Raw genomic sequence first — 13,263 nt, forward strand, 5'->3', positions numbered from 1 at the left:
GATAAAAAGATGATCAATATTATAAAGCGTGCGACTATTCCAATAATTAACTCGGTATTTAAAGATGGTGTGGAGCATATGATTGGGGCGGTACAGCCATTGGCTCAGCTTCCTCAATATCAGAATTTTGTAAAAAATCAGCAGCCATTAAGTATCAGTTTCGCAGAGCTAGCTCCGGGTGAGGTGCATAAACCACACCAGCACAATGTTGCCAGCATGGTGATCATCACTTCAGGTAAAGCAACGCTTATTGGCGACACGATCGCTTTAGTAGAGAAAGGAGATGTAATATGTATCCCGGCAGGTAACCAACATGGATTTCGCTGTGATAAAGGGGAAGGGTTGGATGCATTATCGATTCAATATGACGCTGACGGGCTATTTAGTGAAAAGCACGCTAATATTAATTTCTCTGCATCAGAAATACCGCAGCAAGCATTATTAAACTTTAATGAGCAGTGTTGTGTGAAAGCGGAACAGACACTGTTTTTCCAGATGTTCAAGGATGGGCGAATGAAGGATGAGCGTAATTTAAATATATTTAAGGGCTGGTTACGACAATGGTCAGAAATTTTCCAATATATTATGTATGCGCGTCAGTCTATGGTTGTTGACGGTCGGTATCATCCTTTATTCCTGGAACATTTCAAGGATGAATTAGGTCATGATGAATTATTACCACCTAAACGTGGTTGGGATGCACAGATTGATTCCTATGGTAATTGGTTCGTATTGAAAATGTTTCAGTTAGATAATTTAGAGAAGTTGATTATTGTCCATTTAGTTCTGGAGAAATGCGCGGATATGTTCCATCTGCTAGCCAACTCACAGGTTAGTGATCCAGGTGAATATATAGCAGCACATTCTACTTTAGACCACGGACATTCGGCATTAGGTAGTGAGCTTTATCAACATATTTCTCATGAGGAGAGTTTGGCATTACAGCAGCTTTGTGCTCAAGCATGGGAAATGATGATCTTGTTGTTAGAACGAATAGCGGTGTTAACCCTTAATGAGATCGAGAATATGGGTTAACCGTGATTGGCTGGAACGATTAAGGAAATGTCACTGTGAGTAAATTACATAAAGGCATGAGTGAGGAAGCGTTCGAGAATGGTTATTTTTACGTAGTTGAACTCCGACAGTTTGCTAAGTCTTTGGGAATTACACCTAGTAATTTAAAAAAGAATGAGCTTGAGCTGTATATTCGGTCACGTTTGTTTGGTTATTCTGGCGATTTGCCTATTGCTATTCCTAACAAAAGGGATCGTGCTGGTCGGGATTTACTCACCCTGAAAAGTTTGGTAATTAATTACGTCAGTGATAAACAAACGAAAAATTTCTTGTTAGAACAGGTGGGCCGTCGATATGGGTCATTACCGGATAAATCAGGGCAATGGTATTGGTTAAATCATTGGCGTAAGATGAAAATTGCTAATGATAATAAAATTACCTATGGCGATTTAGTCGAGCATTTGGCTTCTTTGAGACAGCAGGAAGGGAGGCTTCCACAGATCCCCTCTGCTCGTTTGAATAATTTTATTAGCGATTTTATTGCTGATCCGGAAAATAAAGGTAAAGGGAAAAAACAGGCACTGGAAATATGGCAGAAGCTGAAAGAAAAAAATTTACCTAAAACATATCTTGCTTATAAACAAAATAAGAACCTACCAGATGACAAAATTGAATGTTTTATTGATATTAAGGATTGAATGAAGCATTAAAGAAAATAGGATTAAAGTTAAATTGGTAAAATTTGTCATGATCCTGGAGGGAGAATGAGTTTCTCCCTCTGAATAATGTTATTAGATATTGATGATTTGCTGTGCGCCATTACGTTCAATTTTTATTGTCAGTTTACCCATAGGGGTTTCTGACAACTGATTGCGAACATAGGTTATATCTTTAGGAAGGATTTTCTGACCATTAACCTCTAGCACAATATCACCATTTTTCAAGCCAAATTTCTCAATATCTTTTGGTTCGTTATAAAAGACTTCTATTTTATTATTAAAATAGCGAACCATAATAGTTCGAAATAGTTTATTATCATAACGAGTAAAATTTTTAGCGTTAAAACAGAGCAACATTTTATTTGGAATAAACAGATAGTCATCAAAACGTGAGAAGAAATTCAGCCCGAGGCTATATAGATCCTGTTTATTTTCACTGACTCGCAGACGACCCACTGGCAGTTGTTGTAAATAAAAGCCGTCAATCAGGTACTCTTTACTACTATCAATCCCGCTGGCGGATGCATATTTGACGTTGATTCCTTCGGAAATCTTATCCTTATGCTCTTTTTTCAGATATTCAATAAATTCCTGAGAAGCATAGCTATGACTGGCTCCGGTATCTATATTAAAAATGACATTGGAAACCTGGATTGCAGGGGATCTATTGTAACTGTCACTGTAAGGTTCACATTGTTGATAATTTAGTACTGAAGGGGCATGTCTCCATACTGTCAGAGTATGATTCAGGTTATTGATCTCCCAGCTTAACTGACGGAAAGTACCAATTCCAAGAATGCCATCTATCTTTTGACCAATGGACTGACTGAAGAGACTCATATCAAGACCAATCCAGGGATCGGAGCCAGGCACGGTATAATTACCGATAGTAATAGCCAGGGGTTGCCATAATGTTAAGTCAGCTTTGTGTAATGTTCCGCTGGTAGTCATCATTCCATCGGACAACATACGATGGAATGTAACCGGTATTTTTGATTCTGGCGTGATTTGTGTCAGTGTTTTGGCTAGCTTATTATCAATGATGGTGTAACTGGCACCAGTATCTAACCAGAATTGATATTTTTTCCCGGAGATAGTGACAGGAATAATGAGTGCTGTAGGTTGATGGATATTCAGTTTGGTAGAGAGTACCGGCTTGTTTTCTTCGGTAATAAGGTTTTTTTCCATATGACTACAACCTGCTATCAGTGTCAGCAGACTTGCAGAGGTAAGTACTCGGCAAGTTATTTTTCCCTGTTTTTTCATAAGATTAGATTCCTTTTTTGTTGTGTGGATACCCAATACATGATGCACTCGAAATAAATAGCGTGGCGGTACTACGCAGAATAGTATGTGTCACCAGTACAGGCTAGTTGTATTTAGAGTACTATTATCCACGTTTGAATAAAACCAAAGTTAAACAATCACACAATTGTATTGATTGACATGAAGTTTTGTCAGTCATGTTTATGACAACGGTACTGTGGGTTTACGCTATGGTATAACGAAAATGATAGCTATCGATAAAATTGAACGATAGAAATAATTAATAGTTACATCGGTTTGATAATTAATTGAAATAGATGTAGCATATAAAAGATAAATTAATCAGTATCTTTGGTTATATAGTGCAGATTAAATATAACTATTTAAAATAAAATCCATGATAAATTATTACTATTTTAGTCGTCGTAAGGTGATGTTAATAAATAGTTATTGGGTTATTTATATGTGGGAATTATTTTCCTGGTAAATATCAGGGTGATTTTAATATAAGAAAATAACACCTTTGTGTTAAAGGAATATATTGATTTTATGTCTATGTCACTGAAACTTAGCATTGTCGTATCCGTTTATAATGGAGAGCGATTTTTACCACAGTTTTTTGCTAATTTATCTCGACAAAAGCTGACTGATTTTGAATTAATTTTGGTTGATGATGGTTCAACGGATAATAGTCACCAGATGTTGGCGAAATATGTCATAAAATTCCCAAAAGCAGAAATTATCACGCAAAAGAATCAAGGAGTTTCTATCGCCCGCAACACCGGTTTAGCGAAAGCTAGAGGGGATTATGTGGCTTTCCCTGATATCGATGATGTCATTTGTCCGGGCATGTATAACCGATTGTTGGGGATCGCCCAGACCAATGATCTGGATATTGCCACTTGCAACGGTCATTACGTTTATGATGATGGTCGGCCAGCCCGAAAGATTTTTCCTTCTGATCGTCTTTCTTCTACTGCGGTGCTGAGTGGGCCAGAATGGTTACAACAAGCACTGAATTCACGCAAATTCCTGCATGTAACTTGGTTGAATATTTATAAACGGGCTTTTCTGGCAAAGCATAATTATCAGTTTGAGCCAGGGTTACATCATCAGGATATTCCATGGACAACAGAACTATTATTGACGGCAAACCGTGTGCAATATATTGATGAATCTTTTTATGACTACCTGATTCATTCTTCTTCGGTATCTCATACTCCCGCAGATGATCGTATTAAGGTAAGAACTGCACATCACTATATGAAAATCTTGGAGATGCTGAATAATATTAATCAGCGTTATCCACAGCAAGTCAAGCTGGCGCCAGCGTGTCATTGGCAGATTGCTAAAGAAGGGCTGGGAATTTTGCATACCATTAATGAGATAGAGTCTTCTGTTATAAAGCAGCAAATCGTTCATGAATTGTTTGAGCGCGGTATTTGGTCAATGATCTGGAAAAATGCTCGCGGGTTTAGATTACATTGGCGTTTGGCACGCCGATATCCGCGGCTTAGGGCAGCGTTGAAAGCCGTTTAGGATAAATAACGGCCTTAATTACGATTTAATTTTTCGCTTTAGTCGCAGGTATCGTCAATGTTTTTCAATGCATTTATGATCAGTTGCCAGAATCTCTGATGATCAAGTTTTACTGCAACTTGGGTGTGGCAATCTTCTGGTGGTGGATAACGGAAATCCGCTACTGTCATACCGACGGTCAAGGTGCCATTCAGCTCAATATTGACCGGCACTTTCTGCGTGGTCATTACTGTAGGGTCGATTACATAGGCGACAGCGCAAGGATCATGTACTGGAGGGGAATTAAAGCCACGCCTTTTTTGATAGTTCTTGCCGTAAAAATCCAGCATTTCCATGACAAACCGAGAGGTTTTGTTATTAATACGCGAAATTGCTTCTGTAACTTCTGGCGTGGCCTGCGCTTGATGTGTCAGATCCAATCCAACCATGGTGAGAGGCCATTTCTCATTGAAAACAATGTGCGCTGCTTCTGGATCAATTTTGATGTTGAATTCTGCAACTGCACTTCGGTTACCGGTGTGATACCCGCCCCCCATTAATACAACTTCTTTTACCCGTTCGACGATCTGCGGTGCTTTGCGGACAGCGAGGGCAATATTAGTCAGGGCCCCGGTAGGAACCAGTGTCACTGTTTTTGGAGGATGGGACATGATGGTATCGATGATCAGATCTATCGCATGGCGAGGATCGAGAGTCCGAGAATGTTTCGGGAGTTTTGGACCATCTAGACCGGAGTCACCGTGAATATCCGGTGCAGTTTGAATGTCGCGTACCAATGGGCGGTGACAGCCGGCGGCAATGGGGACCCCAGTAATACCGGCAATGTGGGCTATCGCCAGTGTATTACGCGTGACTTTATCCAGTGTCTGATTACCGACAACCGTTGTGATTGCTAATAGTTCAATGTCAGGATTGCCATGCGCCAGTAAAATAGCAATGGCGTCGTCATGTCCCGGATCGCAATCAAGAATAATCTTTTTAGTGGTCATTTTCGCTCCTTGCAGAGAAAACCATACGAAAAATCAGCATAATTCAGTTAAAACATCTATTCCGTGACGAAATCTTAAATTTGGGTTAGCTCTCTCATAAATGTTTAATAAAATGTCTGATAATTGTGATTTTATTAACATATAAACAACAATTGAGTTGTATATCCAGTTTGAGTGTGATTCTTATAGTTTCGCTATGGAATAGGCGGACAGTATCTGCTTCGGATTTATACCTGTTATCTTTCAAGTTGCCTCTTTGTTGGCTGCACTCACCCGGTCACAGAGTTCTCTATGACATAGTTATCTATGCTCCCGGGGATTCGCTCCCTTGCCGTCGCGAGGCATCTTGAAGCCTATTGGGTATATTGTTTATCTCTTAATAATTGCGAGGGCTGGAATGGATATTCATGTGGATAGATTATCAGCAGTGATTGAATCGGTGGCAACCAGTAAATTTTATCCCAATTTACTTACCTGGCTGGAACAATTTATTGCCTTTGATAACGCTATTATCTATGCCTTCGAGCAAGGCGTTCCTCCACGTTGCTTGACTAAAGCTGAGAAGAAAAATAGTGATGTGGTAAACCAGCTTTATCAACAGGGGGCTTATCTGCAAGATCCTTTCTATCAAGCCCTGACAGATGGTGCCGAAACGGATCTGTTTACCCTGCGAGAACTCGCGCCAGTGGGATTCTATCATACTGATTACTATCTTAATTTTTATAGTAAGACTGGCTGGCAGGATGAAGCAGGCGTTTTGTTGAAGCTCTCTCCTCAAAGACAACTTGGCCTATTTTTTGGTAATGAAGATCGGCTATTTTTAATACAAAAACAGCATCAGAAAAACCTGCGAACAGCGCTAGAAATTATCCGCAGTGTAGCGCGATTACATGGTGAAATGATGCTGCAAACCCCTGTTGCTGAAATGGTTTGTCTGGATACTCAGATTCGTTATGCCTTGACGCCGAGAGAATGTGAAGTTGTGGAATTAATATTGCAAGGTAAAGGTTCCCCACAGATTGCTGAGAAACTTTTTATCAGCACGGGAACTGTGAAAAATCATCGGAAAAATATTTATCAAAAACTGCAAATTAGATCACAAGCAGAGCTTTTTAGCCTATTCATGACGTCACCTTCCCGTTATTTTGCCTAAGTCACAAATGTTAATACTGTGTTGCGAATGTCCCTAAAGGGACATGGTGATATGGCTACGCGCTACAGATAATCCGGTGATTATGTCAGATGCTAATTGGGGTGTCATATGAACAATGATGTTGATTCATTAACTTATTACGCTGCGACCAAAAAATATGATCTTCGCTTTCCGACATTAAGAGAAGATCTAGATGTAGATGTCGTCATTATTGGCGGTGGATTTTCCGGTATCAATACTGCGCTGGAACTGGCAGAAAAAGGTATCACTAATATTGCGATCTTGGAAAGTCGTTATCTTGGTTATGGGAGTACAGGTCGTAATGGTGGCCAGGTTATGGCGGGTATCGGTCACGATCTGGAAGTGATCAAGCGCTATGTTGGTGATAGAGGGTTGGAAACGATCTTTAAGATCAGCAATCTGGGTGCAGGCATTATTCGTGATCGTATTGATAAATACAATATTGATGCTGATCTCTGCCGTGGTTATAGCTATCTTGGCATGAATAATAGGCAGGAAAAAACGTTACGTAGTTGGCTGAAAGATTTTAAGGCGGTTTCTCCTGATGAAGATATTGAGCTTTACACTGGCTCTGATGTCAAAAAGGTGATCGGCTCTGATGCTTATACTTGTGCGCTGAAGCATATGGGAGCTGGGCATGTTCATTCCCTGAACTTATTGTTAGGTGAGGCAAAAGCCGCGACAGATTTTGGTGTAAAAATCTTTGAGAACAGTCAAGTACTGAATATTGAATATGGTCCCAGAGTAACAGTTCGTACCGCGATGGGATCGGTTCGTGCGAGTAAAATGCTGTGGGCTTGTAACGCCTTTATGAATAGTGGCCTTGAACCGTATATTTATAAAAAGGTGGTTAACACTTATGCCTTCCAGTTAATGACGGAAAAATTGCCGGATGATTTGATTGAGAAAATCAGTCCGATTCGCGGTGCATACAGTGATATTCGTCCGGTGATTGATTATTTCCGTGTGACGAAGGAAAACCGTCTCTTGTTCGGTAGTGCAACTCCTTACATTGAACATATCCCATCTGATTTGAAAGCCTGGAACCGCCATTTGATGCTGAAAGCTTTCCCTTATCTGCAAGATGTGAAGGTTGAACTGGCATGGGGAGGACCGTTGTGTTGTAGCGCAAACTTGTTCCCACAGATTGGCTCTTTGCCGCAGTACAATAATGTGTTCTATGTTCAGGGGTATTCCGGTTTTGGGGTAACGCCGAGCCATATCGTTTGTAAGGTACTGGCCGAAGGGATGGCCGAAGGATCTGAGCGTTATGACCTGATGAGTTCAATTCCTCATGTGAATATTTTCGGCAAAGATAAATTGCGACATTTCATGGTATCTGCTGGCAAGATTTGGCATCAAACGTCAGGGTACTGGAAAGGTCGCCGTTAACTTATTGATATCAATGTTATTCATTGAGAAATTTATAAATTATTTTATTTGAAACGAGAACATCATGATTAAATCACTTTTATTGAACAAACCACTGCCTGAACTATTGAACATTGGTAGCGTAAGCAATTTGGGTTCTACCGTGGTGGAAGGCGATCCACAGGCAAGTGTTGCAATGGTATTTGGTGAGCCAACGGATAACCTGACCTGTGGTATTTTCGCCTGTACTCGTGGCAAGTTCAGTATGGTGTATCCGATTGATGAGCACGCAACCGTTTCGGAAGGTTCGGTGAAACTGACTGATGTGAAGAGCGGTGAAACCGTCGAATATCATCCGGGGGATTCCTGGTTTGCTGCGAAGGGAACTGAAGTGTTGTGGGAAGTGACCACTGACCGTTTTGTGAAGCATTATCTGGCTTGTATTGAAGGTTAAAAAGCATCCGTCTGACCAGAGGTAAATGATGAGTGATATCACCCTGTTACAACAAGTTACTACCTTTCTGCAACGCAATCATGGCCATTATATTAATGGTCAGTCAGTACGTGGTCAGGAGAATCAAACGTTTTCTGTGGTGAACCCTGCGGTTGATGAAGTCGTTGCAACCGTGAATCAAGGCGGTGAAACAGAAGTGAATGCTGCTATGCAAGCGGCACATACTGCCTTTCATGGTGTATGGGCGCAGACTTCACCTATGGAGCGCGGTTATTGCCTGAATCGCTTGGCAGATCTGTTACTGGCACATCGGGAAGAATTGGCGCAGCTAGAAAGTCTCTGTTCCGGTAAAACGATCCAATTATCTCGTATGCTGGAAATTGATTCGTCTGCTCAATTCCTGCGTTATTTTGCCGGATGGTCAAGTAAGATCAGTGGTGAAACCCTGAATGTTTCTTTACCTTCTTTTAAGGGTGAACAATACACGGCATTTACCCGGCGTGAGCCGATTGGTGTGGTGGTAGGGATTATTCCGTGGAATTTCTCCATCATGATTGCCATCTGGAAAGTGGCAGCTGCACTGACTTGCGGCTGTACCATTGTACTGAAACCCAGTGAATACACTCCGCTGACGATGCTCAGAGTGGCTGAATTAGCCAAAGAAGCGGGTATTCCTGATGGTGTCATTAATGTGATTAATGGCTCTGGCTCGGTGCTTGGTCCAGCACTGATAGGCCATCCATTGTGTGCCAAAGTGACATTCACCGGGTCTGTGCCAACAGGCATTGCTGTCGGTAAGTCAGCCATGGAACAGGGATTAACTCGCGCTACGCTGGAGCTGGGTGGTAAGAACGGCGCGGCGTTTTTGGCGGATATGTCTGTTGAAAAGATAGTCGATGGTGTTCTGGAAGCCGGTTATCTTAATCAGGGGCAGATTTGTGCTGCGGCTGAACGTTTTTACATTCCTGCCAGTCATATGGATGAAGTGTTGAAATTGTTGTCTGAAAGACTTGCAGCAATGAAAATTGGCTCGCCGCTGGATGAATCAACAGAAATGGGGCCTTTGGCTAATAAAGAGCACTATAACAAGATTTTGTCCCTGTTTGAGCAAGCTCGTCAGGAAGGCAGTGAGATTGTGTATGGGGGACATGCTCTGGCAGGTCCGGGTTTCTTTGTGGCACCAACGGTTATTCGTGCTAACAGCGCTGACGATTCATTGATGAAGGAAGAGACATTTGGCCCGGTAGGAACTTTCCTCAGCTATAACGATGAGGAAGAGTTGATTGAGTTGATGAACAGCACCCCATTTGGTTTGGCTGCGAGTTTGTGGACCAATGATCTGAGCAAAGCTATGCGTATGATCCCGCGTATCGAAGCGGGGACGGTTTGGGTCAATATGCATACCTTCCTCGATCCTGCATTACCATTTGGTGGCATGAAATCGTCAGGTATTGGCCGTGAATTCGGTAGCGCTTTTATTGAGCACTATACTGAATTGAAATCAGTGATGGTTCGTTATTGATTTTGTATCTGAATTAAAGGATGGCCCCTGAGCGGTAAAAGGGGTACTCCTGATTTCTCATTAATCCTTGTTTATTGCTTTTGATATGTCTCCTTTCCTTACATTTACTAAGATTCAGCCTTTGTGATTGATAACGTAACGAGTGCTACGACCGCCAGCTTCGGTGCTTTCCAAACAACCTAGTTCAACTAAGTGTGCCAAGTGCCTGGTTGCAGTGGCGCGACTTACCTTTGTTACCTTTTGATATTGGCTGCTGCTAATGCCCTGTTCAAAATTGCTGTCCAGCATACGGTTTAGCACCTTCGCTTGCTCTTCGGTAAGTTGGGTCTGATCTATCCGTCGCCAGAATTTAGCTTTTTGCACAACCTGATTAATTTCTTTTAGCTTGTTTGCTAAGGTCTCATTCAATATTTTCAGAAACCAAACCAACCAGACAGTAATATTCAAGCCGCCTCGCTGAGTGCTTTCAAGGATTTCGTAATATGCCTTACGATGATTACAAATACTTACCGACATTGCGTAGAAACGGATTGAGCGGTTTTCCGCTTGAGCAAGTGCAAGGTCTGTCAAAAATCGGGTAATGCGTCCGTTCCCGTCTTCTAAGGGGTGAATTGTCACAAACCATAAATGAACGATTGCCGCTCTGATGATGGGGTCAAGATGGTCATCTGTTCGGGATTGATTAAACCATTCTATGAATTGAGTCATTTCAGTGACCATTCTCTCTGGCAGCGGTGCTTCAAGGTGGACAGTTGGTTTATCCAAACGACCGGATACTACTTCTATCATCCCTTTGCGTAATTTACCTCCCTGTATCGGATTGAACATGGTATAGCCTTCAGGGAATATCAACTGGTGCCATCTGAGGATACGTTCAAGGGTTAGAGCAGAATCACTATTTTCTATCACATCGAGGGCGACTTCTGTAATGCCATCACTCTTCTCTATTGTTGGATAAGGTTTTTCTTCCGTAATGCCTAATCTGTTTGCCAATGACGAACGTATAGAAGCCGCATTTAATCTTTCTCCTTCAATTTCGCTTGAATAGAGTATGTTGGATAGAAGGCTATCAAGTGTTGCCTGCCTGGCGTCTTCAAAGTCAGATTTGCCTAATAACAATCCTTGGTTAAAATGCACGTCTCGCAGTAATGGTGCAATAATGTCGGCATTCCAATGGAATTTCGGCCAATTCGGTTGTTCCCATATCCACATAAGTTTTTCCCTTTGAGTCAAATAAGCCTTATATTCTACTCAACATATGAGTCGAATAGTAATTTTATTTGACTCATTTTGGGCTTTCGCCTTGTATCTTTATTGGTACAGGGAGACGATTTATGGCAATTTTTGCTTTGAGTGAGCAGTTCACTGGAAACGATTTTCAGGTTCATGAATCAGTTGGCGTAGGACAAGCTTTCTGGGCACAGCTTCATTTTGTTGAGGCAGTATTTTCTGTGCTTGTTTAACACAAAAGTCAGCAAGATCAGTCAGGAAATGTCTTTCCTGCTCAGGCATAGTGAGTTGCATGGAGGATGCAATGCACGATGATAAAATTGACGCCTATGTGAAACGGTTCGATCAGGTATTTGGTTATATTGAGCGCCATTTAGACGAACCGCTTAGCATTCAATCCGTTAGAAAAAATTATTGATATTGCGTTGGACGCAGGTTTTCAAAACCCGGAATCGTTCAGCCGTGCTTTCAAACAGTCGTTTGGTCTAACACCTAGCCAGTTTCGCAAACAACCGGATTGGGCATGTTGGCACCAACGTATTCCTGAACAAAAACGTACAAGGACACAAACTATGAATGTAAAAATTGTTAATTTTCCAGAAACACGCGTTGCTATATTGTCCCATCATGGTCAATCTGAGCAGGTCAATGCGACGGCTGCACGTTTTATCGAATGGCGCAAAACTACAGGATTGTCGCCTGTTGCTACCAGTCAAACCTACGGTATTGCTCCGCATGATCCGGTACTGTGGCGCTTCCCCTCATTTGATTTTTATTTGAATAACTACTTTGATTAGGCATGCAAAGCCATCTTATTGTTACAGGTAATTTATAACATTTACCAATTACAAGTGCCGGGTAATAAATCCGTTGGAAACCAGTTCGGTGCGATTAGTCACTTTAGTTTTGACAAAGATATTGCGCAAATGGGTTTTTACGGTAGACAGGGAGATATTAAGTGCTTGTGCAATCCGTTTGTTACTAGCACCTGCTCTTACCAAATTAATAATTTCCTGTTCTTTAGCTGTCAGAATCGTTGGTGTTTCAGGAAGTAAATCTCTAGTAGCTAATTCAATTAATGGTAGGATAGTACTGAGCCGATTAAAATCTTTCGGTGTAAATGGAATATCTCGTAATAAAGAAACTCCAGCGATAATTCGGTTGTGTTGGCGGATAAATATTTCTGCAATATCTTGTATGTTATTTGGCAGCATAAATTCATAGTAGTATTTATTATGCTTGGTCAGTGTATTTTGATCCATGCCAACCATATTAATATCATTTTGTTGATAATTGGCCGGTTTGAGTGGATCTAAATGCTGAAAATGTGCCAGATAATTCTTGTGTGTTTCGCCTGAAATACCATACAGAATGTAGTTCTCAGGGCGTGACTTATCGTTCACCAGATAGAATGCTGCAGCTGAGATAGGAACTAAATGAGCAATAGTGTTCAGGCAACTGTAAATTAAAGTATTTTCACGGTTGGTTGAGGGTAAGGTAGACAAGAATGTTCTCTCTTAGAATAGTATCTATACCTAATAGATTTCAAGATGCATCGCGACGGCAAGGGAGCGAATCCCCGGGAGCATAGCTAACTATGTCATAGAGAACTCTGTGACCGGGTGAGTGCAGCCAACAAAGAGGCAACTTGAAAGATAACAGGTATAATTGGATAAGTTGAAATGGATGATTAATAAAAGGGTAATTAAACTGTGGAATTAACACAAAATAAACATCTTAATAACGTGACATAGATTACAATAAATAAAATTTTATAAGGTGATAGTTACTGATTAACAACACTATATTGGTACATTTCTGAAGTGATTTTTTCATGTGTTAATGAATTATTGTTTTTTTTATTGTTTGATATTTAAGTGATTAACCCGAATTCTGGATAAGAAATTGACGAGAAGCCTGTTCCAGGAGCAAAGTTTTGGTGCAGACCCAAAAACAGCTCCGAGGGGGAACAGGCTATGGACAAC

Annotated in this window: 12 protein-coding genes and 1 pseudogene; 9 read left to right on the top strand and 4 right to left on the bottom strand. The window is 41.1% G+C overall.

The window, feature by feature from the left end:
* Positions 1-9: 9 nt before the first annotated feature.
* Together AM629_RS10855 and AM629_RS10860 are read left to right on the top strand one after the other, a co-directional pair.
* Entirely contained in the window at positions 10-1,035 is a 1,026-nt protein-coding gene (locus tag AM629_RS10855; protein ID WP_054478844.1) for a cupin domain-containing protein, read from the top strand.
* A gap of 35 nt (positions 1,036-1,070) precedes the next feature.
* Entirely contained in the window at positions 1,071-1,712 is a 642-nt protein-coding gene (locus AM629_RS10860) for a hypothetical protein (RefSeq protein ID WP_054478847.1), read from the top strand.
* A 93-nt stretch (positions 1,713-1,805) separates the two neighbouring features.
* Here the strand turns inward: AM629_RS10860 and AM629_RS10865 are convergent, their stop codons facing one another.
* The gene (locus tag AM629_RS10865) at positions 1,806-2,999 is read right to left on the bottom strand and encodes an aspartyl protease family protein (protein ID WP_054478849.1); all 1,194 of its coding nucleotides are present in this window, start codon (positions 2,997-2,999) and stop codon (positions 1,806-1,808) included.
* Positions 3,000-3,548: 549 nt separating this feature from the next.
* Between AM629_RS10865 and AM629_RS10870 the strand changes: the two genes are divergently transcribed.
* Positions 3,549-4,538: a glycosyltransferase gene (locus AM629_RS10870; RefSeq protein WP_054478851.1), complete on the top strand. Its 990-nt coding sequence runs from the start codon at positions 3,549-3,551 to the stop codon at positions 4,536-4,538.
* Positions 4,539-4,576: 38 nt separating this feature from the next.
* Here AM629_RS10870 and uriH read toward each other — a convergent pair whose 3' ends face one another.
* Positions 4,577-5,527: a uridine-preferring nucleoside hydrolase UriH gene (gene uriH / locus AM629_RS10875; RefSeq protein WP_054478854.1), complete on the bottom strand. Its 951-nt coding sequence runs from the start codon at positions 5,525-5,527 to the stop codon at positions 4,577-4,579.
* Positions 5,528-5,924: 397 nt separating this feature from the next.
* On the opposite strand from uriH, the gene AM629_RS10880 reads away from it, so the two are divergent.
* The 4 genes from AM629_RS10880 (at position 5,925) to AM629_RS10895 (ending at position 10,048) form a co-directional block, all read left to right on the top strand.
* Positions 5,925-6,680 (top strand): response regulator transcription factor, encoded by a 756-nt coding sequence (locus AM629_RS10880; RefSeq protein WP_054478857.1) that lies wholly within the window; start codon positions 5,925-5,927, stop codon positions 6,678-6,680.
* Between the two features lie 108 nt (positions 6,681-6,788).
* On the top strand, positions 6,789-8,093 hold the full coding sequence (locus AM629_RS10885) for an NAD(P)/FAD-dependent oxidoreductase (protein WP_054478859.1): 1,305 nt from the start codon (positions 6,789-6,791) through the stop codon (positions 8,091-8,093).
* A 64-nt stretch (positions 8,094-8,157) separates the two neighbouring features.
* Positions 8,158-8,526, top strand: a complete 369-nt coding sequence (locus AM629_RS10890) for a cupin domain-containing protein (RefSeq protein WP_054478861.1) — start codon at positions 8,158-8,160, stop codon at positions 8,524-8,526.
* 28 nt (positions 8,527-8,554) lie between these two features.
* Positions 8,555-10,048 (top strand): aldehyde dehydrogenase family protein, encoded by a 1,494-nt coding sequence (locus AM629_RS10895; protein WP_054478863.1) that lies wholly within the window; start codon positions 8,555-8,557, stop codon positions 10,046-10,048.
* Positions 10,049-10,162: 114 nt separating this feature from the next.
* On the opposite strand, the gene AM629_RS10900 is transcribed toward AM629_RS10895, so the two are convergent.
* Positions 10,163-11,260, bottom strand: coding sequence for a Fic family protein (locus AM629_RS10900; protein WP_054478865.1), 1,098 nt, complete (start codon positions 11,258-11,260; stop codon positions 10,163-10,165).
* Positions 11,261-11,382: 122 nt separating this feature from the next.
* Between AM629_RS10900 and AM629_RS25000 the strand changes: the two genes are divergently transcribed.
* Together AM629_RS25000 and AM629_RS10905 are read left to right on the top strand one after the other, a co-directional pair.
* Positions 11,383-11,511, top strand: coding sequence for a hypothetical protein (locus tag AM629_RS25000; protein ID WP_268794966.1), 129 nt, complete (start codon positions 11,383-11,385; stop codon positions 11,509-11,511).
* Positions 11,512-11,661: 150 nt separating this feature from the next.
* Positions 11,662-12,021 (top strand): annotated as a pseudogene (locus AM629_RS10905) (AraC family transcriptional regulator); the annotation flags it as partial.
* A 102-nt stretch (positions 12,022-12,123) separates the two neighbouring features.
* Here AM629_RS10905 and AM629_RS10910 read toward each other — a convergent pair.
* On the bottom strand, positions 12,124-12,783 hold the full coding sequence (locus AM629_RS10910; RefSeq protein WP_054478867.1) for a response regulator transcription factor: 660 nt from the start codon (positions 12,781-12,783) through the stop codon (positions 12,124-12,126).
* Positions 12,784-13,263: the final 480 nt, after the last annotated feature.

This window comes from Photorhabdus heterorhabditis, assembly GCF_001280945.1.
Classification (GTDB): domain Bacteria; phylum Pseudomonadota; class Gammaproteobacteria; order Enterobacterales; family Enterobacteriaceae; genus Photorhabdus; species Photorhabdus heterorhabditis.